Raw genomic sequence first — 24566 nt, forward strand, 5'->3', positions numbered from 1 at the left:
CTATGACTAATTTATGAGTAAAAATAGCTCTGTGTTAAACAAATTGGAGATTGGTCATGGCATATCATTTACATCTTGATTTTGAAAAAAAAGAGTATTTTTATTCCGAGCAAGCTTGGTCAACTCAAGAGACAATCCAAGGCCTTCTTCTTCCTATATCAGCGCACCCTTGCGCAGAGGATGAAGAAGTTTTGAGTGCTATTGAGGATGTTAAGCCTCTAATTGTTCAAGTGCTGAGTAAGGTTGAGATTGAGTGGCACGACTGGATGACACAAAAGCCGACAATTATTTATCAGGACGGCGTTAAGCCTATGATTTCTAAATTGCAGAAGGAGTTTTTTATCAATTCGTTCTGGGCTTATTTTAATGGTAAGAAACGTACCGCTCAGGCAGAACTGAACCTTGAGGAGGCATTTTCTACTGAGCTGGAGCAGCTTGAACATGAGGGCGCCTTTATTTTTAAAGGTGTAGATAATTAAACGGCTTTGTGCCCGTGAGGCCATAAGTTAAACGGGTACTAGAGATTAGAAAAGTTTTTATATCCACTTCATCGTCAGCCGTCGGATTGCTCCTTAGCGGCTGACGCCTCAGCCTTCTCATCAATATCTTTTATAATTTCCTTTGCCTTTTCATTAGCTTGCTGAACAACATCTGGTTTCTCCTGCTCTAGAATCTGCTCTAACGTTCTTGCCATAATGACCTCCTTTTAAGACCAAGCTATTATAAACGATAGATATTAGATAACGAGAGGAATGACGGATGACGCCGTTGATCTGGGGGATTTTGGGATTATTTGCCTTCTTTACAATAGTCACTATAGGTAGTCTGTACCTTTACAGTAAGCGGGATAAGCACTGAGCCAAATAACGCTCAAATTGTCCAAAAAAGGCAATTCCAGAGGTCAGCCTCGAAAGGTGATCAGGAGAAAATAACAACAACTCCTGACCACCCAAGAGAAAGATTATGACCGAGAATCAACTGGTATCCATGCTGGAAAAAATCCAATCAATGGCCATTCCTGCGAAAGAAATCATGACCATTAATGACTGTGCCATCTACACAGGCCTGTCCACCTCGTACCTTTACAAGTTGACATCCAAGAAAGAGATCCCGTTTTTCAAGCCGATGGGAAAAAGGGTCTACTTCAAGCGCACAGAAATAGACCAGTGGTTGCTGCGTAACAAGCAAGGGGAAGCCTCATGACACAGGTGAACCGATTCTCTCCCCCGCGAGCAGACGAGCGTGGAGCACTCCTCAGCGACTATCGTGAGTCCGAACGTTTTGTAAAAGAGAACGAGCGAGAGCGCATTACATCGATCAGCAGAACAACCTGGTGGAGACTAGAAAAAGCTGGTCAAGTACCCAAAAGGAAAAGAGTTGGCGGCAGTACAGTATGGCTGTTGTCGGACCTGTTGGCATGGATGCAGAAGTAACAGAATAAAGGCAAGTCTTGCTGTATGATTGTGCATGAATGATGCTCTAAACTGGTATTGTTTCACTTTTGCCAAATGGTGAGTGAACTGGTAAGTGTGAAGATTGAATCACGGCAAAAAATCAACCTAAGTAGTTGATTTTTATTGGAACACACATTCTAATCCACGAGCAAATTCAAAATATTGAGTAAGATTTCTTAGCGGTTTACAGCCCATCATTAAGTCAGTAGATACCTTGTATTTGCTGGCTTTTTTATAATAAGTTTCTAATTTTTATTGGCTTCATTTTTATAAATTATACATTAAATCACTCACCCAACGCCTTTCTAATAAATCCTTTGTTTTGATTAAGCATCTGTGTGGCTTGCGGTGCATCTACATTTGCTAAGATCATTAAAATCGCCGTTTTACAATGACGATGACATTGTGATAATGCTTCTTCAGCTATAGCTCTTTCACACTCAGTTGCTTGCATTACAATGCGAATTTGGCGTTCAACCAATTTGGCATTAGTCGCTTCAACATCCACCATTAAATTACCAAAAACTTTGCCGATTTTTATCATCGCGCCTGTTGTTATCATATTTAAGATAAGTTTTTGTGCTGTGCCGGCTTTCATACGCGATGAACCTGTTACCACTTCAGCACCCACAATAGGTGTAATGGCAATGTCAGCAAGTTTGGCAATCGGGCTTTCTGGATTGCAACTTATCCCCCCTGTTGTTGCACCTAATGATTTCGCATACTGCAAAGCACCTATCACATACGGTGTTCTACCACTTGCAGCAATACCCACTAAAACATCTTTCTCGTTAAAATTAAGTTGGCGTAAATCTTGTTCGCCTAATTGAGTATTATCTTCTGCATTCTCGACAGCTTGAAAAATAGCCTTGTGTCCACCAGCAATTAATCCAATCACCATTTCATGAGGTGTACCATAAGTTGGAGGGCATTCACTGGCATCTAAAATCCCTAATCGCCCCGATGTACCGGCGCCACAATAAATAAGACGACCACCTTGAGAAAAAGCAATCGCAACTTTATCAACCAATTGAGTAATTTCAGGTAACGTTTTCTCGACGGCTAATGGCACTTTTTTATCTTCATTATTAATGACTTTTAGCATATCGAAGGTTGAAAGCGTGTCTATATTTTCACTGTTATGATTTCTACTTTCTGTGACAAGATTGCTAAGGTCAATCGCCATTATCGCGCTCCCAATATTGTTATTTATTTGATTAAGTCGAAGAAATAAACTGCTTTTATACCATTATTATTGGTAAGATTTTCAAAATCATTACAAACGGTACCCTACATGACACTTATTAAATATATTTCGACCTTTATCAGCCTAATTACACTTTTTTTCTCCTTTTCTTTACATGCTAATTTTGAAGAGCAAGACAAAAGAAAATTTGAAGATACTCGCAAAGAAGCACTAAATCACAATGCACCAGCTCAATATCAATTAGCTGAAATGTATTTAATGGGAACAGGTGTCGAAAAAAATGTTCTTAATGCCCAATTATGGGCAAATGAGGCAATAAAAAACGACTATGCTGATGCCTATGCATTACTTGCTGATCTCTATTTATTTAATGCGGACCCTTACTTTAAAAATTATTATGTTGAAGCGAGAAAATTAGCAACAATCGCAGCAAATAAAGGAAGCATAAGAGGAAAAATAAGTTTAGCAACGGCTCTTATAGCACCTTTATCTGGTGAAACAGATTACAAAAAAGCAATTACATTATTAGAAGAAGCTGCAACAACTCATCAACCAGAGCTTGTTTACGCTCCGATTTGGCTAGGTGTTCTTTATAGTGGAGTTGGTAATGTGCCTGTAGATACTGAAAAAGCGAATATGTGGTTTGCAAAAGCTAATGAAATGACTTTTGAAGGATTTGCTCAAGCAATGGCTTCTTTTATGTTCTCTGGTCAATATTATATTATCGAGCCAAACAAACAAAAAGCAGATGAATTAATGCAACAAGCTTGTGAAGAAGCAAAAAAAGTTGGCAATGAGTTTTATTGCCAACAAGCGTTTAATTAACCCAAAATCTAATAAATCACCCTAACTCAGAAAAGAGATGGTAAATATCGCCATCTCTTTTATACCCTGTCTGTCCTACCTAACGTTCTTTTATAGCGCCATACGGTATTCAATCACGCCTGGTTTTTCTGCTACCCAATTATATAAGCGCTGACCACGTAAATTAGTTTCCTGTGTATGCCAATATAAACGAGCACAATTACGCTGTTTTGCTTGTTGATTAACAAACTCAATAAGTTGTTTACCTACATGGCGACCACGTGTATCTGGTGAAACAAATAAATCTTCTAAATAACAAAAATCACTTTCTGCCCATGTTGAACGATGAAAAAGGTAATGTACAAAGCCTAATACCTTTTCACCTTCCATCGCTACAGCACAATAAACAGGTTCTTTTTCATCAAAAAAACGTGTCCATGTTTTTAATGTTGTCTCTTCTGATAACTCAACTTTATAAAATGCTTGATAATTTAACCAATGTGGCAACCATTGAGCATAATGCTCTTGTTCAACAAATTGAATTGAAACAGCGATTGGTGTTGTGCTCATCTCTTCACTTCCTTCTACTTTCATAAATGCTATAAAAAGGTATCACCTGCCTTTAATCGTGGTCATGGTACGTTTAATTTTGGTTCTCAATAAGGTACACTTTTTGTGTTTTTATAGGGTCCACTTTATGAAACAGAAAAAAACAGCTTATTTCCCTAACCTTGTTTTAGAAGAAGGACCTATTGGTTCTCAGGTTTATCACGCGATTAGAAAAGCGATTTTAGATGGACGCTTAACATCAGGTAGTCGTCTACCGTCAAGCCGTACCTTAGCTGAAATGATGTCTATTTCCCGCAATTCTGTTATTGCAGGATTTGAACGTTTAATTGATGAAGGCTATTTATTTACTCGACGCGGTGCAGGTACTTTTGTTGCAAGTACAATCCCTGATGCCATTATTTCGGATAAGTGGATCAAAACAACCCACTCTATTTCATCACCCTCAATCGAAAGCCCATTAGAAACACTAAACCCCAATATGCAAAAAGCACAAGCTTTTTGGCAACAATCACAACCCAATATCAATAATAATCCGATATTTCATGTTGGCGTTGGATGTGTTGATCTGTTTCCACATGAGCTTTGGGGAAGGTTATTAGGGCGAGTTTGGCGACAATCGAAAAAAGCACTCGCAACATTTAATTCGCCAACAGGTTACACACCTTTAAAAGAGATGATATGCCAATATATGCAATCAACTCGTGGGCTTTTTTGCCAACCTGAACAAATCATTATTGTGAATGGAACACAGCAAGCGATTAATCTCACCACCAGAGTATTATTAAAAGAAGGTGATGCAGTTTGGTTAGATGATCCTGGTTATGACAGTGCTCGGGGGATCTTCACATCTTATGGTATAAAATCACATCCAATAAATTCGGATGTTAATGGGATGGATATTTCTCAAGGAATAGAAAAGTGTCCTGAAGCAAAACTTGTTTTTACGACACCTTCGCATCAATTCCCTTTGGGTAATACACTCTCACTTTCACGCCGTATTGTGTTGTTAGAGTGGGCGTCATCCAATAATGTGTGGATCTTTGAAGATGACTACAATAGTGAATTTCGCTATCACTCTAAACCCATTCAATCTCTCCAAGGATTAGATAAATACCAGCGCGTTATTTATGCTGGTACATTCTCAAAAATGATGTATCCCGGATTTCGTTTAGGCTTTTTAGTGGTTCCTTTACCTTTAGTTGATGCCTTTAAAGCCGCTAAATACTATACCGATTCACATTCTGGCTTTTTAGAGCAAGCCACATTGGCGCTGTTTATTTCTCAAGGGCATTATGCACGTCATGTTAGGCGAATACGCAAAGCCTGTTATGAACGTTATCAAGTGTTAACTAATGCTATAAAAACACATCTATCTCATGTTTTCCGTGTTGAACCGACAGACTCAGGTATCCATATTGTCTGCTGGTTACAGGCTAGCTATACAGAAGAATATATTGTGAAAAAATCACGAGAGATTGGATTAGCTATACAGCCTTTATCCCGTTACTGCATCCAAACCTACCCAAAACAAGGCGTATTATTAGGGTATGCGGCTCATGATCCTATTGAAATTGAAAAGAGTATTATTTTGCTTGCTCAAACATTATCTAAATAAATAACATTTATTCTTATTTGTTATTTGCAATATAAATGTCGAACAAGCTTTGCATTTACCCTATTTTATTTTTTGGCGTGCAATAATAAACCCAAGCAGGAGGAACATTCAGCATTACCAATTTTTTTTCTAAATGAAAATAACGAGATAACGTTTTTTCATATCGAGTTGTATATTGAAATAATACAAAACAACCTTGTGTTTTTAATAGCTCTTTATGCACGCGTTTTAAAACTTTTAAACCTGTTTTTTTAGGAATAGATAAAAAAGGTAGCCCTGAAATAATCATATTATAATGGCTATTTAATTTTTCTGCTGATGCGGTATAGACCCTTAATCGCTTATCGTTAATTTTATCTAATTCTGTCGCAAAGCTGGGTTCTATTTCAAAAACATCTAATGAAGAATTCAACGACATTCTTTTTAAGATCTGTTGAGTAATAACCCCTGTACCGGCACCTAACTCAGCAACCTGAATGTCCTGTTGCCAATTGAGTTTATCTAACATTTCGTAGCATAACCAACGAGATGAAGGCGCGATAGTACCCATCGTGGTTGGTGAGATCACAAACCGTTTTAAATATGAGTAGTATGTAGATAATGGAATGAATGTGGATATATCCATCTTCGCCTCCTAGTGCCTTTTAATTAAGGTAAAATAAAATTTAGATTAAATGAAGAACATTCATCATTATTTTTATTTATGAAAATACATCATCTATTGAATAATGACTTTCAGTATAAAGCTTGGAGTCATCTCTAAGTAAATACGTTTTTCTTATATATTACACTATTTTACATTTTTCTATTTTTACTCTATTTTCTTAAACAAGAATATATTTTTATTTATCCTAAAAAAGAAAATAAGATATAGCAGATTATTCTTACACTTTTATGGTTGGTTCATTTTCTTTTTTAACAACTCATTGATATTTGTTCGTTCTGTGGCTTTCTTTTGTTAACTCTACGCAGACTATAAGAAACACTTCTAATTCTTTGGTAAATAATCAATAAATTAACTTGCACCCATCTCTATATTTTGTCAGGTTAGTGTGAGGTCTCTCACTATTCCTACAGATAAAGACAGGGTAATTACAATGAAAAATGTTGGTTTTGTGGGCTGGCGTGGTATGGTCGGCTCCGTTTTAATGCAAAGAATGGTTGAAGAACGTGATTTTGATGGGATAAACCCTGTTTTCTTCACCACATCTCAATTAGGTGAAGCAGCACCCGCTTATGGTAATCACCGTAGCACTCTGCAAGATGCTTATGATATTGATACCTTAGCATCACTCGATATTATTATTAGTTGCCAAGGTGGTGACTACACCAATGAAATCTATCCAAAACTGCGTCAAGCAGGTTGGCAAGGTTACTGGATTGATGCAGCATCCGCACTGCGTATGAATGATGATGCCGTGATTATTCTCGATCCTGTTAATGGACAGCATATTCAAGACAGCTTAAATAAAGGTATTAAAGCCTTTGTCGGCGGTAACTGCACCGTCAGTTTAATGCTGATGTCATTAGGTGGTCTGTTTGCTAACAATTTAGTGGAATGGGCAAGCGTATCCACTTATCAAGCGGCTTCTGGGGCCGGCGCTCGCCATATGAGAGAGTTACTGTCACAGATGGGTTCTTTACATAATCAAGTGGTTAAAGAGCTAGAAAACCCAGCATCAGCAATCTTAGATATTGAACGTAAAGTCACTAACTTTACACGCAGTGGTGCGATGCCCACTGAACAATTTGGTGTTCCTCTAGCAGGTAGCTTGATCCCTTGGATTGATAAACAATTAGAAAATGGTCAAAGCCGCGAAGAGTGGAAAGGACAAGCAGAAACTAACAAGATCCTCAATACAGGTTCAAATATCATTCCTGTGGATGGTCTTTGCGTTCGTATTGGCGCATTACGCTGCCATAGCCAAGCATTTACCTTAAAACTGAAGAAAGACTTACCTGTTACTGAGATTGAACAGTTACTCGCAAGCCATAATGATTGGGTAAAAGTCATTCCTAATGATCGTGAGTTAACTATACGTGAATTAACACCTGCCGCAGTTACCGGTACATTGAGCACACCAGTAGGCCGTATTCGTAAACTGAATATGGGCCCTGAATTTATTTCAGCCTTTACAGTGGGTGACCAACTGTTATGGGGTGCCGCAGAGCCTTTACGTCGTATGCTGAATATTCTGCGTTAATATTAATTATTTGGAATATCGGCCATTTTTAGAAAATAGAAATGGTTGGTATTCTTATTCTCAATAGCTATTAGCTTTATTTCTTATTTCCCCTCCTCTTCTTTTTTCACAAAACTATTTTTTAAATTTTCATATTTTATTTATTTTTAATTTTATGGCGATTTATAAAATACGTTTCCTACAATACTTTCAAAAATAACGCTAAAGAATTCAGTCAGGTTATTCAGAATAATTCACCTATTTTTATTTAAAATAGAGCGCAAAAATAAATAAAGTATTTTTTAACAACTGAAAAGTAATGACGAAGAAAATCCAATTATAACAATTTCTAATATATTATCCCTTTTCTCTTTATTAAAGAGAGGTTGCGGTAACTACTTATTATTTAAAAATAAATTTACTTTATATTGTCATTTATTTATGGTTATTTTTATTACTTTTATAAAAAGATGCATTATAAATATGACAACACAAACACAACCCAATAAAAAAGGTTTTTTAAACCGAGTAGAACGTATTGGTAATGTCATGCCTGATGTTACGATGCTGTTCGTTTACGCCCTAGTGATCTGCTGGATATTTTCATTTCTCCTCTCTTTTGTACATTTTGATTATTTCCATCCAGTGACTAAAGAGAAAATCACCGTTATTAATATGTTTCAATATGAAGAAATCATATTATTTGTGACAAGTGCGGTAAAAAATTTCATTAGCTTTCCGCCACTTGGAATAACGATTGTTGCAACATTAGGAATTGGTATTGCAGAAAGCAGTGGCTTTATTAAAACAGCTTTAAAAAAGATGCTTTCGTTTATTTCTCCTAAAATGCTAACACCAACGGTTGTCTTTGTTGGTATTGTTGCGCACTTAGCGTCTGACTCAGCTTACGTTATTCTTATGCCTGTCTCTGCGATGATGTTCTATGCTAGTGGTCGTCATCCTTTAGCTGGGATCGCCGCCTCATTTGCAGGTTTAGCAGGTGGATTTACCGCAAGTTATACACCGTCAATCATTGATCCAATAATGCAAAGCTTTACTCAAGAAGCGGCGCAAATTATGGCTCCGGGATATAGCGTTAACGTTTTATGTAACTACTTTTTTAGTGTAGGTGGTACATTTGGTGTTATTTTAACTTGTTGGTATATCACTGAAAAAATTGTCGAGCCTTGGTTAAACAAAAACTGCCCAGTCTCTTCAGGGATTGATACCAAGGATGCGGAGTTGGGTGAAATCACACCAATAGAAAAACGCGCATTCCGTTTTGCTGGTTGGGCGGTTGTGTTGATGGGAATTGGTTTATTTGCCCTGTTATTACCAGAAACTTCGCCATTACGTTCACCAGAAGGGAGCTTAACCAGCCCTAAAGCGCCAATTATGCAAATTGTGGTGCCTTTACTGTTTATCTTCTTCTCTGTACCCGGTTTAATCTATGGCTATATGACCAAGTCTTTTGCTTCCACAAAAGATATCGTCAAAGCAATGGAAAATATCACTAAATCGCTGATCCCATTTATCGTTTTTGCCTTTTTTGCAGCTCAGTTTCTTTACTCTTTCCAACACTCGAATTTAGGAACTTTATTAGCGCTATCAGGTGCAGAGTTACTGCGTACGCTTAATATGCCTTCAGGTATGACGGTATTAGGTGTGATTTTGCTGACTGCTATTTTAAATATCATGATCACCTCAGCAACATCAAAATGGGCTGTTATTGCACCGGTATTAGTGCCAATGTTAATGGCTGTCGGAATTTCACCTGAATTAACGCAAGCTGCGTTCCGTGTCAGTGATTCCGCAATGAATGTGAGTACACCGATGTTCCCATTCTACCCACTGATTTTGATGTATTGCCAAAAATACTATAAAGGGGCTGGTATCGGTACACTATGCTCAATGATGATCCCTTTCACTATTGGCTTGCTTATTGTGTTAACGACAACACTGTTTGTCTTCTGGGGACTCGATATTCCTCTTGGCTTTGACAGTGGATATACATGGCAACCGGCATCATAACTCACGCTTATAAAAACAACTGTATTAGGAACAACATTATAATGAACACCCTAGGTCAAAAGTTAGAACAGCGTTTCTTCCGTTATCTGGCAATTGAAAGCCAAAGTGATGCATCTGCTTCTGTTGTACCCAGCACGCAAGGGCAACTTGAGTTAGCAAAGTTACTGGCTAAAGAGCTAGAAACTTATGGACTAAAAGATATCTATATCGATTCTCATGCCATTTTATATGCAATGAGACCGGGTACTAAACCCAATGCCCCTAAAGTTGGGTTTGTTGCTCACCTTGATACTGTTGATGTGGGTATTTCGCCTGATATTCACCCTCAAACACTGCGTTATGAAGGAAAAGATCTCTGCTTAAATAAAGAAAAGGATGTCTGGTTTAAAGCTCAAGAACACCCTGAAGCAGAACCTTATATTGGTGAAGAGATTATCTTCAGTGATGGTACAAGCGTATTAGGTGCTGATAATAAAGCAGCGATCACCGTGGTTATGGAGTTAATGGATAAACTTCAACATGCTGATTTTGATTGTGGCGATATCTATGTTGCGTTTGTACCTGATGAAGAGATTGGATTACGCGGTTCTAAACTGATGGATTTATCTCGCTTCAACGTTGATTTTGCTTACACCATAGATTGCTGTGCATTAGGCGAAGTAGTGTATGAAACCTTTAATGCGGCATCAATTAAAGTGTCTGTAAAAGGTATTACTGCGCACCCAATGTCAGCGAAAAACGTATTATTAAACCCAATTCGTGTTGCTCATGATTTTATTGGCTGTTTTGACCGCTTTGATACACCAGAGCACACCGAACATCGCGAAGGTTATTTCTATGTCACTGATTTAATCGCCAACCCTGATAATGCGGTGATTAAAATGGCCATTCGTGATTTTGATAAACAAAGTTATGAAGCCCGTAAACAGTTTATTAAGCAATCTGTTGCTTTGATCCAAGCTCGCCACCCTCGTGCGCAAATCGATTACGAGATTGTCGATGTGTATAGCAATATCAGTGATTCGATAGGGGAAGATCGCACAGCTATCGAACTTATTTTTGAGGCATTAAAACAATTAGATATTCAACCTAATGTGATCCCAATGCGAGGCGGCACAGATGGCTCTGCACTTTCTGCAAGAGGATTACTAACACCAAACTATTTTACTGGTGCACTGAATTTTCACTCTCGTTTTGAGTTTTTACCTGTTAGCTCATTTGAAAAGAGCTATTTAGTAACAGAAATGCTGTGTCGATTGGTCGGACAACGCGGATAAGCGTTATTGTTTTAGCCAACAAAAAAGCGGAACCATTTTCATGGCTCCGCTTTTTTATCTAACTTAATCTAAAACTAGATATCAATATTTGCAGCTTTCAGCGCATTCTCTTCGATAAAGGCACGACGAGGTTCAACCGCATCACCCATTAAGGTGGTAAATAATTCATCGGTTGCAATCGCATCTTTCACTGTAACTTGCATCATACGGCGTGTATCTGGATTCATGGTGGTTTCCCATAATTGCTCTGGGTTCATTTCACCAAGACCTTTATAACGCTGTACAGCAAGGCCACGACGAGATTCTTTTGTTAACCACTCAAGTGCTTCTTCAAAGCTTGAAATCGCCTGACGACGCTCTCCACGCTCAATAAACGCACCCTCTTCAATTAGGTTACCAATAATGTCACCTAAATGGGTAATACGTTGATATTCACTACTGTGGATAAAGTCATAATCCAGTTTATAGTCTGTATCAATACCATAAGTACGGATACGTAATACTGGCTCAAATAAACGGTTTTCATCGTTTTGAGTGATGGTATAACTATAAGTACTACTTTGCTCTTCCGCATTATTTAAACGGTTGACCAAGCCACTCATCCACTCTTCAACTTTAGCTTTATCTAATAACGCATCTTCTGTTAGCGTTGAATGATATACCAAGCTGTTTAACATGCTAAGTGGATAGATACGCTCCATTCGACGAATAATCTTGTGCGCTACATGGTAATCAACAACCAGTTTTTCAAGTTGCTCACCGTGCATTGCTGGTGCGTGTTCACTCACATAAAGTGCTGCTCCATCAAGCGCGATCGACATCAGATATTCATCCATTGCGTCGTCATCTTTGATGTATTGCTCTTGTTTACCTTTCTTCACTTTGTAAAGTGGTGGCTGAGCAATAAAGATATGACCACGTTCGATAATTTCTGGCATTTGACGATAGAAGAATGTCAGTAACAGAGTACGAATGTGAGAACCATCGACGTCCGCATCCGTCATGATGATAATACTGTGATAACGCAGTTTATCTGGGTTATATTCATCACGACCGATACCACAACCTAATGCAGTGATTAACGTTGCAACTTCTTGAGAAGCCAACATTTTATCAAAGCGCGCTTTCTCAACGTTTAAGATTTTACCTTTTAACGGAAGAATAGCCTGCGTTTTACGGTTACGCCCTTGTTTTGCAGAGCCACCCGCAGAGTCCCCTTCCACTAAGTACAGTTCAGAGAAAGCAGGATCTCGTTCAGAACAGTCCGCTAATTTACCTGGTAAACCACCTAAATCTAATGCGCCTTTACGACGTGTCATCTCACGTGCTTTACGCGCTGCTTCACGAGCACGAGCGGCGTCAATAATTTTACCAACAACAATTTTCGCGTCGTTTGGATTTTCTAACAGGTATTCCACCAGCTTCTCATTCATCAGCGTTTCTACCGCTGTTTTCACTTCTGAAGAAACCAGTTTATCTTTTGTTTGTGATGAGAATTTAGGATCGGGTACTTTAACAGAAACAACCGCAATCAAGCCTTCACGAGCATCATCACCCGTAGCACTGATTTTTGACTTCTTATTAAAACCTTCTTTATCCATATAGTTGTTTAACGTACGTGTCATAGCAGTACGGAAACCAACTAAGTGGGTACCACCATCACGTTGTGGAATGTTGTTGGTAAAACAATAAACATTCTCTTGGAAACCATCATTCCACAGCATCCCCACTTCAACACCGATGCCATCTTTTTCAGTTGAGAAATAGAATACATTTTGGTGAATCGGCGTTTTGTTACGGCTTAAGTATTCAACAAATGCCTTAATACCGCCTTCATAGTGGAAATGATCTTCACGGTTATCACGTTTATCAATTAAACGGATAGAAACGCCTGAGTTTAAGAATGACAACTCACGAAGACGTTTTGCTAAAATGTCATACTGGAATTCAGTCTCACCTTTAAAAGTTTCAAGACTTGGCCAGAAGCGAACAAATGTTCCTGATTTTTCAGTATCACCAATCACTTTTAAGCGATCATCAGGTACACCATGACGATAAATTTGCTGATGGATTTTTCCATCGCGATGAATAGTCAGTTCGAGTTTTTCAGACAACGCATTAACAACAGAAACCCCTACACCATGAAGTCCACCAGAGACTTTATAGGAGTTATCATCGAATTTCCCCCCAGCATGCAGAACCGTCATAATAACTTCTGCTGCTGAAATACCCTCTTCTTGGTGAATGCCGGTTGGAATTCCACGACCATCATCTCGAACAGAGACGGAGTTATCTGAATGGATAGTGACAATAATCTCATCACAGAAACCCGCGAGGGCTTCGTCGATTGCGTTGTCGACCACCTCGAAGACCATGTGATGCAGACCGGTTCCATCATCTGTATCCCCGATATACATCCCCGGGCGCTTACGCACCGCATCCAGCCCTTTTAATACTTTGATACTTGAGGAGTCATATGTATTCGACATCAACGTTTCTCGCTTTATTCCTATGGTTTAACCTCTATTTTGCCACGTTCTACGCTAAATAGCCTGCTATTTACATCTAGCATATCTTTCACTTGCCCTTGTGTTATCGCACTGACAAACACCTGAGCTTGCGTAGATTTTAGACGCTCGGCTAACAACTGACGCCGACTTGCATCTAATTCGGAAGCAAAATCATCGAGCAGATACAGGCATCTTTGCCCATTCTTACGAGTGAAATATTCACCTTGTGCCAGTCTCAAAGCACACATCAATAACTTGAGCTGACCTCGTGACAACATATCTTCTACTGGTGTGCCGTTTGCTCTAATACGTAAATCCGCTTTATGAGCACCAAGTGAGGTATACGCTAGCATTTTATCACGTTCAAATTGACGTGCTAGCAACTCACCATAATCTGTTTCTTTATCCCATCCACGTTGAAAGCTCACTTTCAACAAAAACTCAGGCAAAAACAGACGACACGTTTCTTCAATATCTTTAGCAATATCTTCGGTATATTGAGCTCGCCATTCACTTATCTGTTCTGTTAATGAGATAAGTTCTTTATCCCAAGGCATCAGTTGTCGATATGACGTTGCTTGCCTCAGTGCTGCATTACGTTGTTTTAATACACGTTTTAAATCTGACCATGCAGCAAAAAATCGAGGTTCATTATGAAAACAACCCCAATCAATAAAAGCGCGGCGATATTTAGGCCCACCATTCAGTAGTGTAAAGCCTTCAGGTGTTATTAATTGCATGGGTAACAATTTTGCTAACTCTGCAATTTTATGACCATCGCTGCCATCAATACGAACTGTACTATTTCCTTCGCGATCTTTACTTAATCCAATCGCATAACCACGGCTCTCTTCATTTAGTCCACTTAAGCGGCCATGAAGAATAAATTCATTTTCATCATGCTGGATCACGCGATTAGCTTGAGAGCTACGAAATGCACGCCCATGACCTAGAGTGTAAATCGCTTCAAGTATACTTGTTTTACCACTCCCGTTAGGCCCAACAAGAAAATTAAAGCCATCCGCTAATGGCAGATCCGCCTGTTCAATATTTCTAAAATGACGGATCAATAAACGGGATAAAATCATGTTAGTGACTATTATAAACGCATTGGCATAACAACATAAGCAGCCGCAGAACTTGCCACATTCTCCACTTGAACACTTGAAACAGCATCTGTTAGCAGCAGCTTAACTTCTTCACATTTCAATGTATTAAGTACATCAAGGAGATAACTGACATTAAAGCCAATTTCCATTTCTTCACCTTGATATTGAACATCAACAATCTCTTCTGCTTCTTCTTGCTCAGGGTTATTCGCTGTAATCTTCAATTGACCATTGGTGAGGTTTATACGCACACCACGGAATTTTTCATTAGATAAAATTGCAGCACGAGAAAATGCCTGTTTAAGAATATCACAACCCGCGGTCACTGTTTTTGTTGGGTTTTTCGGTAATACACGACGATAGTCAGGGAAACGACCATCAACCAACTTCGAGGTGAAAATAAAATCACCTACATGGGCACGGATATTGTTACTACCGATTTGCAATTGCAGTGAGCTTTCACCACCGCCATCAAGTAAACGCATCAATTCAATGACACCTTTACGAGGAACAATAACAGAATGTCCCGGTAAAGATTGTCCAATATCCATTGAACATACCGCTAAACGGTGTCCATCTGTTGCAACTGTGCGTAACTCTGTATTTTCAGTTTCAAACAACATACCGTTGAGGTAATAACGCACATCTTGATGCGCCATTGAAAACTGAGTGGACTCAATCAGACGTTTTAATGTTGCTTGAGGCAAAGTAAATTCAACCTCACTTTGCCAGTCATCTAAATTAGGAAAATCAGACGCAGGTAATGTTGATAAAGAAAAACGGCTACGACCTGAACGCACTAAGAGGCGATCACCGTCGAGCTCAACACTGATTTCTGCGCCTTCTGGTAGCCCACGCCAAATATCAAAAAACTTACGCGCAGGAACAGTTGTGGCGCCAATTTCATGAGATTGGCTAAGATTAACTCTTGCCACCATCTCCATTTCAAGGTCGGTCCCCGTTAGCGATAAGGTGTTTTCAGTTACCTTAAGTAATAGGTTACCTAAAATAGGTAATGTTGGACGACCACCTAAAGGGCCACTTACTTGTTGTAGCGGCTTAAGAAGCTGTTCACGTTCAATGATAAATTTCATAGCGCTAGGATGATAATGTTCTGATTAAGTTAGAAAAATCTTCTTTGATGTCATGACTCTCTTCACGCAATTGCTCTATTTTTCGGCACGCATGAAGTACAGTTGTATGATCACGACCCCCAAAGGCATCCCCGATTTCAGGCAAGCTGTGGTTTGTTAATTCCTTCGCCAGCGCCATTGCCATTTGCCTCGGACGGGCAACCGATCGAGATCTCCGCTTTGACAGTAAATCAGCAACTTTAATTTTATAATATTCAGCAACTGTTTTTTGAATATTATCAATAGTGACTAATTTTTCCTGCAAGGCGAGCAGATCGCGCAATGCTTCACGTACAAAGTCGATAGTAATCGCACGACCTGTAAAGTTTGCGTTAGCAATCACTCGGTTTAATGCACCTTCAAGCTCACGGACGTTAGAACGAAGTCTTTTGGCAATAAAAAAAGCCACTTCGTCAGGTAATTGAATTTGGTTTTCATCCGCTTTTTTCATCAAAATCGCCACTCGGGTTTCAAGTTCAGGCGGCTCAATAGCAACCGTTAACCCCCAACCAAAGCGTGATTTTAATCTATCTTCAACACCATTTATCTCTTTAGGATAACGGTCTGACGTTAAAATAATTTGCTGATTCCCCTCTAACAATGCGTTAAAGGTATGAAAAAATTCTTCTTGTGAACGCTCTTTATTGGCAAAAAATTGAATATCATCAATTAATAGTGCATCCACAGAACGGTAATAGCGTTTAAAGTCTTCTATCGCATTATTTTGTAACGCTTTTACCATATCTTGTACGAAACGTTCAGAATGCATATAAACGACTTTTGCATTCGCTTTACGTTCCATAATGCTGTTACCCACTGCGTGCAATAAGTGCGTTTTACCAAGCCCTGTTCCGCCATATAAAAAGAGTGGGTTATAAGCACCACCGGGGTTATCAGCAACTTGTCTTGCAGCAGCTCTTGCTAACTGGTTTGATTTACCTTCAACGAAGTTATCAAATTTATGTTTAGGGTTAACGTTAGAACGATAATTAAGTTCAGGCAATTGAGAAGCTGGTTGATTATCCCAACTTGGGCGAATAGGCTGACTATGCGTAGGAGCCGTATTCACCGTTGGATGTACAACCGCTTTAGGAATACTTTCCGTAGTACGTGCTGATGCGGGTTTATTACCGACTTCAAAACGTAAAGAAGGGACTTCAGAGCCACAAAAATCCACTAATAATGCGTTGATATTATTAATGTATTTTTCTCTCACCCAATCTAAAACAAAACGATTAGGTGCATACAGCGCCAGCGTATCATCGCTTAGTTCTGCCTGCAAGGGACGTATCCACATACTAAATTCAGTGGCAGGTAACTCATCCTGCAATCGGGCAAGACAATGCTGCCAAAGCGAAAGTGACACGGCGGACTCCCCTAAAAAAACAAGACTAAAAAATAAACAGGAAAAATGCAGTTAAACACTGTGTGCCTAAATACAAAGTGCACAACACCGTTCCTCTTCAATTCTTAATAAGGAACAACTCTTGGTGACAACGATTTTTTTACATCGTGACTCACGATCGCAGACTGGCTATTCTGATCGTGACGGGGGATCATATCGCAAAATGAAACGAAGATCCTCTTTCTTTTGCACAGTTTTTATGGTTTTTATCCACAGGCTTGCTGATTTACGATAATTCACCAAATGAAATATGCAAAGGCATTCTAGTGTACTTGAGTCGTCCTATAAATAGCAATTGGGGATAACTTTCTCTTTGCATAAATCTCCCTTTCTTATAGTAAGTGATCAAATATCTCTCATTTGATCCACTAAAGATCCTTGCGCTTTCACCATGAGTCCGTATAATCTTGCACCCTGCGTGCTTGTACCAACAAAGTCACTTATTAAGACTTTATTTAGGTCACTAATAAGCGTACTCGTTGCGCATAAGTCAGGATTGATTATCGGGTTTGCTAAAAAGACGACAAAAATCGGTACTTAAAGCGTCATCTTCATTGACGCATTTGAGTGATTTTATTACAATCCCGCATCTTTCCATCATTGATGCTGCGATTGAAGTACCGGTTTGTTTATTTATTGCACGCCAGTCTGTCAACGCATTTGCTGAATCAGTAATAATATTAAGTAGGTAGAAATCGCCATGAAACGCACTTTTCAACCGTCTGTACTGAAGCGCAACCGTAACCACGGCTTCCGCGCTCGTATGGCCACTAAAAATGGTCGTCAGGTTCTGGCTCGCCGTCGTGCGAAAGGCCGCGCTCGTCTGACCGTTTCTTCGAAATAATAAAAGCTAACCATTCCGTGGTTAAGCTCGCTTTTCCAAGGGAGTTACGTTTGTTAACTCCCAAGCATTTCAATTTTGTTTTCCAGCAACCACAACGTGCGAGTTCTCCAGAAGTTACTATTTTGGGTCGCCAGAATGAGCTGGGGCATCCCCGCATCGGTCTAACAATCGCAAAGAAAAACGTTAAACGTGCTCATGAGCGTAATCGCATTAAACGATTAGCCCGTGAATACTTTCGTTTACATCAGCATGAATTACCGCCGATGGATTTTGTGCTATTAGTAAGAAAAGGGGTTGCTGAACTTGATAACCATCAATTGACGGAAGTATTGGGTAAATTATGGCGTCGTCATTGTCGCTTGGCTCAAAAGTCCTGATCTTGCTGATTAGGGGCTATCAACTGGGGATTAGTCCTCTGTTGGGGCCTCGTTGTCGTTTTAATCCTACATGCTCTAATTACGGAATTGAGGCATTACGCAGGTTTGGAATGATAAAAGGTAGTTGGTTAACAGTGAAACGCATATTAAAATGCCACCCTTTACACGAAGGTGGTGATGATCCTGTCCCACCTAGAAAAAACGACGATAACAGAGAAAATTAACGATGGATTCGCAACGCAATCTTCTATTCATCGCTTTGCTGTTCGTTTCTTTCCTGATCTGGCAGCAGTGGGAGGGTGATAAAGTTTCACAAAACACCACCACTACCGCTCAGGTCTCGCAACAAGCGGACGTGCCAAGCAGTGATAGTCTTGCTGTAACTGGTAACAGCAATGAGCAGGCAAAATTGATTACCGTAAAAACTGACGTACTTGATATTCGTATCAATACTCAGGGCGGTACTATCGATGAGGCTGATTTGTTAGCCTATCCCGCCGAGCTTAATTCACAGACACCTTTCCGTTTACTGGAAACTACACCACAATTCCTGTATCAGGCTCAAAGTGGCTTAATCGGCCCAGATGGTCCAGATCAGAAATCTCGCCCAGTTTATAGTGCTGATAAAAACGAATTCGTACTTGGTGAAAACCAAGATGAATTACGTGTACCTATGACTTTCGTAAATGAAGAAGGCGTGAAATTCGTCAAAACCTTCATTCTGAAGAAAGGTCAGTACGATATCGGTATTGATTACAAAATTGAGAATACAACAGATAAAACGCTGACCATGAACTTCTACGGCCAGTTAAAACAATCTGTTAAATTGCCAGAAAGCCGTGATACAGGTAGTAGCAACTTTGCACTACACACTTATCGTGGTGCGGCATACTCATCAGATGAAACCAACTATAAAAAATATAGTTTTGGTGATATCGAAGATAAAAACTTATCTCTAACCACTAATAATGGTTGGGTTGCAATGTTACAACAATACTTTGCAACAGCATGGATTCCTTCTAAAGATAGTCAGAACAATAGCTTCTACTCTATCACTTTAGAAAACAAATCTATTGCTCTGATTGGTTATAAATCAGCACCGGTGACAATTGCACCAAATAGCAGTGCTGATATCAGCTCAACATTATGGGTTGGCCCTGAAATTCAGTCAGAAATGTCAGCCATTGCGCCACATTTAGACCTGTCTGTAGACTACGGTTGGTTATGGTTTATCTCTCAGCCACTGTTTAAACTGTTGAAATTCCTTCACAGCTTTATCGGTAACTGGGGCTTCTCCATCATCATGATCACCTTTATCGTTCGTGGTATCATGTACCCGCTGACTAAAGCACAGTACACCTCCATGGCGAAAATGCGTTTACTGCAACCAAAACTGGCTGCACTGCGTGAGCGTATTGGTGATGACAAACAGCGTATGAGCCAAGAAATGATGGCGTTATACAAACAAGAGAAAGTGAATCCTCTGGGTGGTTGTTTACCACTGATTATCCAGATGCCAATCTTCCTTGCGTTGTATTACATGCTGATGGGCTCTGTTGAATTACGTCATGCACCATTCATGTTATGGATCCAAGACTTATCTGCACAAGATCCGTACTACATCCTGCCATTATTAATGGGTGTGACAATGTTCATCATTCAGAAACTGTCTCCAACAGCAGTAACTGATCCGATGCAACAAAAAATCATGACCTTTATGCCGGTTGTGTTTACCGTATTCTTCCTGTGGTTCCCATCAGGTCTGGTTCTGTACTATATCGTCAGTAACTTAGTGACCATTATCCAGCAGCAGTTAATTTACCGCGGTCTGGAAAAACGTGGTTTACACAGCAGAGACAAAAAATAAGGTTACATGAGGGAAAACCTCTTCCTTGGTTACATTCAAAGGAAAGTGACATAAAATAGCGAAGGCGGTCTACCATGACCGCCTTCTGTTTTTTATATTGATATGATTATTCTGATTAAGCGAGTACACCATGCATAGCACTGATACTATCGTCGCTCAGGCCACACCTCCGGGAAGAGGCGGTGTTGGTATCCTACGCGTTTCTGGCCCTAAAGCTGCCCTTGTAGCACAAACCATTTTAGGCAAGTTGCCTAAACCTCGTTATGCCGATTATCTGCCATTTCGCAATGATGACAACTCAGTACTTGATCAGGGTATCGCCCTTTTCTTCCCTAATCCAAACTCATTTACAGGTGAAGATGTTCTAGAACTACAAGGCCATGGTGGCCCCGTTATTTTAGATTTATTGCTAAAACGTATTTTACAAATCCCTGGTGTGCGTATTGCTAATCCTGGTGAATTTTCTGAACGTGCGTTTTTAAATGACAAACTCGATTTAGCACAAGCAGAAGCGATTGCCGATTTAATTGATGCCAGCTCAGAACAAGCAGCTCGTTCAGCAATTAATTCGCTACAAGGTGCATTTTCCTCTCATATTAACGAGATGGTAGAGTCATTAACTCACTTACGTATCTATGTTGAAGCAGCCATTGATTTCCCTGATGAAGAGATTGATTTTCTTTCTGACGGTATCATCGAAGGAAAACTTAACGCCGTTATTGCTGAATTAGATGACGTTCGTGCTCAAGCTCGCCAAGGTAGCCTGTTACGTGAAGGAATGAAAGTAGTTATCGCAGGTCGGCCTAATGCAGGTAAATCAAGCCTATTAAATGCATTAGCAGGTCGAGAAGCAGCTATTGTCACGGATATTGCGGGTACAACTCGTGATGTATTGCGTGAGCATATTCATATTGATGGTATGCCTTTGCATATTATCGACACAGCCGGCTTACGTGAAGCCAGTGATGAAGTTGAACGCATTGGTATTGAACGTGCTTGGAAAGAGATTGAGCAAGCAGACAGAGTACTGTTTATGGTTGATAGCACCACAACCGATGCTACAACACCTGAAGATATCTGGCCTGAATTTATGGCTCGTTTACCAAATACCTTGCCTGTCACTGTTATTCGTAACAAGTCGGATTTAACAGGGGAAAATGTCGAGATCACGGCACAAGGTAACTACCCGATGATCCGCTTATCTGCTCGTGATGGAATGGGTATTGAGTTACTGCGTGATCACCTAAAAGAAGCCATGGGCTTTAATAGCAATACAGAAGGTGGTTTCTTGGCTCGCCGCCGCCACTTACAGGCATTAAATACTGCTGCGGAGCATTTACAGCAAGGCCATGAACAATTGGTTTATGCAAAATCCGGTGAATTGTTGGCAGAAGAGTTAAGACTGGCTCAGCAAGCATTAAGTGAGATCACTGGTGAATTTACTTCAGATGACTTATTAGGCCGTATTTTCTCAAGCTTCTGTATTGGGAAGTAACCATTAAATCTTACCTGCTATACCGTGTAAACCTTAGCTTAACGGTTATAGCAGGTAAAATCTGTTTTACACGCTATAACCACTAAATCTTGAACTACACGCTATAACCGGTATATTAGATGTTAACGCCTATAACCGGTAGAAGATGATGATTATAATTAACGCCTATCAACTCAGCGTACATCTAAAAGATGTCCGATTAACAAAAAAACTTTCTCAAGGTAAAGTCGCCCAAAAAGTGGGAATTCGACAAGACACTGTGTCCAATTTTGAACTTAATCCTAATTCCACCAAGCTAGAAACTTTTTTTAAACTACTCTCCGCACTAAATTTAGAGATGGAGATTCATCCTAAAGATGCTAAAAATAATTTAGCACACAAAAGTGAATGGAAAGAGGAGTGGTAAATGGCGAGCCTTGATGTGTATATGAATGAATATTATGTGGGCATTTTTACTAAAAAAAGCTCAGGTGCACATTCATTCCAATATGCTGAAGATTGGGTTAATCAACCAGGAAGTCGCCCTATATCTCTTTCTATGCCACTACAACTTCAAGAATATCAAGGAGATTGTGTCTATAATTTCTTTGATAATCTTTTACCTGATAATCCTGAAATTAGAAATCGTATTGTGAGTCGCTATAATGCAAACTCAAATCAACCATTTGATCTATTAACTGCCGTGGGTGCAGATACGGTTGGTGCATTACGGTTACTTCCTAGTGGTAGTACGCCAGCTAATATAAAAAAAATAGAATATAACAAACTTGATAACGCTGAACTTGAAAAAATACTATTAGGATATCAATCCAATACACCACTCGGTATGCTTGAAGAATATACTGATTTCAGAATTTCTATTGCTGGTGCGCAAGAAAAAACAGCGTTACTTTTAAAAGATGATCATTGGTGTGTGCCACACAGTAATACGCCGACTACACATATTATTAAGCTCCCCATTGGTGTTATTGAAGGGCATTCCTATACAATGGATTTGTCCGATAGTGTAGAAAATGAATATCTTTGTACCTTAATTGCCAAAGAATTTGATCTTCCTGTTCCTCACTGTTTTATTGTTAAAACAAAAAATATTAAAGCGCTTGCTGTAGAACGCTTTGATAGAAAATACTCATCAGATAAATCGTGGATAATACGCTTACCCCAAGAAGATTTTTGCCAAATTCTAAATATACCTTCAGCTCTAAAATATGAAAATGAAGGGGACCCTGGTATTATTGATATTATGAATTATTTGCTTGGTTCATCAAATGCTGATCAAGACCGTTTTCATTTTATGAAGGCACAAGTACTATTTTGGCTTTTGGCTGCAACAGATGGACATGCAAAGAATTTTTCTGTTTTTATCAATCAAGAAGGACGTTTTCACCTCACACCTCTTTATGACATCATGTCTATCTATCCCAATTTTGGAGGACGAGGACTTAATCCACGAGATGCAAAACTCGCTATGGGATTACAGGCAAGCCGAGGCAAAAAATATGCCATAGAGCAAATTTTTCCTCGTCATTTTTACCAAACAGCTGAAGCAGCCAGTTTCGATCCTTTATTGATGACAGATATTCTTCGTTATTTTTATAAAGAAATGGACGATGCCATCAAACGCGTAAAACAACAACTACCTGATGATTTTCCTTCTGAAATTAGCAATAAAATATTGGATGGAATGAAAACACGCTCTGCAAGATTAGCCAACATATAGCCATTTACCTGCTATACCGTGTAAACTTCAATTTAACGGTTATAGCAGGTAAAGATGATAGATGCGCATTCAACTTAGCTAATAAACTCTCTCAAAAAGAGTAAGATAAATTACTTATCTTCTTTTATTTTTATATTATTTAATACCATTCTTTAATTAAACTATTAATAATAAATATCAAACGATGTATCTAGTTATTTTTTATTTAACCATAGATCAAATAGCGCAATCGTTTACTTTTTGCTTTTTCTATCTTGAATAAAGATCAATATATCCAACACGTATTAATACCATTATTAAATGTACTTTTTAATGATCTAAATATAGAAAATCAGTCAATGACAATGCTAAACTTCGTTTTTAGTTAACAGGGTAAATATTCCCCTTATATTTAAGAGTCTATCGTGAGAACGCTTTATTTTACTGCGCTGACAACTGGCATTCTTTCTGCCATTTGGGCATTTGTGGCTAATCAATTTGGCTTATTAAGCTGGGCTGGCTTTTTGGGTTGCACCGCCTATTTTGCTTATCCTAAAGAAGGTATTAAAGGATTAGCTGTCACTATGGCTACCATTATGAGTGGCGTGATTTGGGCATTGGCGATTATTTACGGTAGCCAAGTCTTTAGTGATATTTCTATTTTTGGCTATGCTGTCACTGGTGTTATTGCCTTTGTGATGTGTATTCAAGCTAAAAGTGTACTACTTGCTTATATTCCCGGCACCTTTATTGGAGCATGCACTATATTTGCCGCTCAAGGGGATCTTTCTCAAACCATCCCTTCATTAATTGTCGGTGTTTTATTTGGTTATGCCATGAAAATGAGTGGGCTTTGGATTGCGAATAAATCACAAAAAAATGTAATTTAATTTTTTTATCATATAAATAAAAAGCGGTACGCATAATAAGTATTGCTTTTTATTTTTCTTCTATTTTCTTTTTCCATATATTACTAACAAACTTTG

Annotated in this window: 25 protein-coding genes; 16 read left to right on the forward strand and 9 right to left on the reverse strand. The window is 39.1% G+C overall.

Annotation, left to right across the window (positions count from 1 at the left end):
- The first annotated feature begins 56 nt into the window (after positions 1-56).
- On the forward strand, positions 57-479 hold the full coding sequence (locus DK857_RS10685) for a hypothetical protein (RefSeq protein ID WP_099659532.1): 423 nt from the start codon (positions 57-59) through the stop codon (positions 477-479).
- A 74-nt stretch (positions 480-553) separates the two neighbouring features.
- Here the strand turns inward: DK857_RS10685 and DK857_RS19245 are convergent, their stop codons facing one another.
- A complete protein-coding gene (locus DK857_RS19245; RefSeq protein ID WP_164484779.1) occupies positions 554-694 on the reverse strand; it encodes a hypothetical protein in 141 nt (46 codons plus the stop codon).
- 269 nt (positions 695-963) lie between these two features.
- Between DK857_RS19245 and DK857_RS10690 the strand changes: the two genes are divergently transcribed.
- Complete coding sequence (locus tag DK857_RS10690; protein WP_099659533.1) at positions 964-1203, forward strand: helix-turn-helix transcriptional regulator; 240 nt, start codon at positions 964-966, stop codon at positions 1201-1203.
- A complete protein-coding gene (locus tag DK857_RS10695) occupies positions 1200-1433 on the forward strand; it encodes a helix-turn-helix transcriptional regulator (protein WP_099659534.1) in 234 nt (77 codons plus the stop codon). The genes DK857_RS10690 and DK857_RS10695 overlap by 4 nt, the downstream gene beginning before the upstream one ends.
- Positions 1434-1740: 307 nt before the next feature.
- On the opposite strand, the gene murQ is transcribed toward DK857_RS10695, so the two are convergent.
- Complete coding sequence (murQ, locus tag DK857_RS10700) at positions 1741-2640, reverse strand: N-acetylmuramic acid 6-phosphate etherase (protein ID WP_109394428.1); 900 nt, start codon at positions 2638-2640, stop codon at positions 1741-1743.
- 108 nt (positions 2641-2748) lie between these two features.
- On the opposite strand from murQ, the gene DK857_RS10705 reads away from it, so the two are divergent.
- Positions 2749-3486, forward strand: a complete 738-nt coding sequence (locus DK857_RS10705) for a tetratricopeptide repeat protein (RefSeq protein ID WP_109394430.1) — start codon at positions 2749-2751, stop codon at positions 3484-3486.
- A gap of 90 nt (positions 3487-3576) precedes the next feature.
- On the opposite strand, the gene DK857_RS10710 is transcribed toward DK857_RS10705, so the two are convergent.
- Positions 3577-4035 carry a GNAT family N-acetyltransferase gene (locus DK857_RS10710; RefSeq protein ID WP_109394545.1) on the reverse strand — a complete coding sequence of 153 codons (459 nt, stop codon included), beginning with the start codon at positions 4033-4035 and terminating at the stop codon, positions 3577-3579.
- Positions 4036-4162: 127 nt separating this feature from the next.
- Between DK857_RS10710 and pdxR the strand changes: the two genes are divergently transcribed.
- The gene (gene pdxR, locus DK857_RS10715) at positions 4163-5650 is read left to right on the forward strand and encodes a MocR-like pyridoxine biosynthesis transcription factor PdxR (protein WP_109402167.1); all 1488 of its coding nucleotides are present in this window, start codon (positions 4163-4165) and stop codon (positions 5648-5650) included.
- Between the two features lie 55 nt (positions 5651-5705).
- Here pdxR and DK857_RS10720 read toward each other — a convergent pair whose 3' ends face one another.
- Positions 5706-6275: a class I SAM-dependent methyltransferase gene (locus tag DK857_RS10720; protein WP_109402168.1), complete on the reverse strand. Its 570-nt coding sequence runs from the start codon at positions 6273-6275 to the stop codon at positions 5706-5708.
- A gap of 472 nt (positions 6276-6747) precedes the next feature.
- Between DK857_RS10720 and asd the strand changes: the two genes are divergently transcribed.
- From asd to pepT, 3 genes are all read left to right on the forward strand, one after another.
- The gene (gene asd, locus DK857_RS10725; protein WP_109402169.1) at positions 6748-7854 is read left to right on the forward strand and encodes an aspartate-semialdehyde dehydrogenase; all 1107 of its coding nucleotides are present in this window, start codon (positions 6748-6750) and stop codon (positions 7852-7854) included.
- A 462-nt stretch (positions 7855-8316) separates the two neighbouring features.
- Positions 8317-9864: an AbgT family transporter gene (locus DK857_RS10730; protein ID WP_109402170.1), complete on the forward strand. Its 1548-nt coding sequence runs from the start codon at positions 8317-8319 to the stop codon at positions 9862-9864.
- Positions 9865-9905: 41 nt separating this feature from the next.
- A complete protein-coding gene (gene pepT, locus DK857_RS10735) occupies positions 9906-11141 on the forward strand; it encodes a peptidase T (protein ID WP_109394438.1) in 1236 nt (411 codons plus the stop codon).
- Between the two features lie 74 nt (positions 11142-11215).
- Here pepT and gyrB read toward each other — a convergent pair whose 3' ends face one another.
- The 5 genes from gyrB to DK857_RS19250 all read right to left on the reverse strand — a co-directional run bounded on the left by gyrB (position 11216) and on the right by DK857_RS19250 (position 18016).
- A complete protein-coding gene (gene gyrB, locus DK857_RS10740; protein WP_109402171.1) occupies positions 11216-13630 on the reverse strand; it encodes a DNA topoisomerase (ATP-hydrolyzing) subunit B in 2415 nt (804 codons plus the stop codon).
- Positions 13631-13650: 20 nt separating this feature from the next.
- Positions 13651-14739, reverse strand: a complete 1089-nt coding sequence (gene recF / locus DK857_RS10745; protein ID WP_109394442.1) for a DNA replication/repair protein RecF — start codon at positions 14737-14739, stop codon at positions 13651-13653.
- A gap of 11 nt (positions 14740-14750) precedes the next feature.
- A complete protein-coding gene (gene dnaN, locus DK857_RS10750; RefSeq protein WP_075673270.1) occupies positions 14751-15854 on the reverse strand; it encodes a DNA polymerase III subunit beta in 1104 nt (367 codons plus the stop codon).
- Between the two features lie 4 nt (positions 15855-15858).
- Positions 15859-17259, reverse strand: a complete 1401-nt coding sequence (gene dnaA / locus DK857_RS10755) for a chromosomal replication initiator protein DnaA (RefSeq protein WP_109394444.1) — start codon at positions 17257-17259, stop codon at positions 15859-15861.
- A gap of 529 nt (positions 17260-17788) precedes the next feature.
- Complete coding sequence (locus tag DK857_RS19250; RefSeq protein ID WP_167394835.1) at positions 17789-18016, reverse strand: hypothetical protein; 228 nt, start codon at positions 18014-18016, stop codon at positions 17789-17791.
- Between DK857_RS19250 and rpmH the strand changes: the two genes are divergently transcribed.
- The 8 genes from rpmH to DK857_RS10800 all read left to right on the forward strand — a co-directional run bounded on the left by rpmH (position 17999) and on the right by DK857_RS10800 (position 24470).
- Positions 17999-18142 carry a 50S ribosomal protein L34 gene (gene rpmH, locus DK857_RS10765; RefSeq protein ID WP_004246509.1) on the forward strand — a complete coding sequence of 48 codons (144 nt, stop codon included), beginning with the start codon at positions 17999-18001 and terminating at the stop codon, positions 18140-18142. The genes DK857_RS19250 and rpmH overlap by 18 nt on opposite strands.
- A gap of 17 nt (positions 18143-18159) precedes the next feature.
- Positions 18160-18519: a ribonuclease P protein component gene (rnpA, locus tag DK857_RS10770; RefSeq protein ID WP_071788569.1), complete on the forward strand. Its 360-nt coding sequence runs from the start codon at positions 18160-18162 to the stop codon at positions 18517-18519.
- Positions 18483-18743: a membrane protein insertion efficiency factor YidD gene (yidD, locus tag DK857_RS10775; protein ID WP_072064717.1), complete on the forward strand. Its 261-nt coding sequence runs from the start codon at positions 18483-18485 to the stop codon at positions 18741-18743. The genes rnpA and yidD overlap by 37 nt, the downstream gene beginning before the upstream one ends.
- 2 nt (positions 18744-18745) lie before the next feature.
- A complete protein-coding gene (gene yidC, locus DK857_RS10780; RefSeq protein ID WP_109394445.1) occupies positions 18746-20386 on the forward strand; it encodes a membrane protein insertase YidC in 1641 nt (546 codons plus the stop codon).
- 130 nt (positions 20387-20516) lie between these two features.
- Positions 20517-21881, forward strand: a complete 1365-nt coding sequence (mnmE, locus tag DK857_RS10785) for a tRNA uridine-5-carboxymethylaminomethyl(34) synthesis GTPase MnmE (RefSeq protein ID WP_109394447.1) — start codon at positions 20517-20519, stop codon at positions 21879-21881.
- 148 nt (positions 21882-22029) lie between these two features.
- Positions 22030-22287, forward strand: coding sequence for a helix-turn-helix domain-containing protein (locus DK857_RS10790; RefSeq protein WP_072070485.1), 258 nt, complete (start codon positions 22030-22032; stop codon positions 22285-22287).
- The gene (locus DK857_RS10795; protein ID WP_109402173.1) at positions 22288-23601 is read left to right on the forward strand and encodes a type II toxin-antitoxin system HipA family toxin; all 1314 of its coding nucleotides are present in this window, start codon (positions 22288-22290) and stop codon (positions 23599-23601) included.
- A 404-nt stretch (positions 23602-24005) separates the two neighbouring features.
- Entirely contained in the window at positions 24006-24470 is a 465-nt protein-coding gene (locus DK857_RS10800; protein ID WP_109402174.1) for a DUF1097 domain-containing protein, read from the forward strand.
- Positions 24471-24566 lie beyond the last annotated feature (96 nt).

This window comes from Proteus terrae, from assembly GCF_003144325.1.
In the GTDB taxonomy this organism is placed as follows: domain Bacteria; phylum Pseudomonadota; class Gammaproteobacteria; order Enterobacterales; family Enterobacteriaceae; genus Proteus; species Proteus terrae.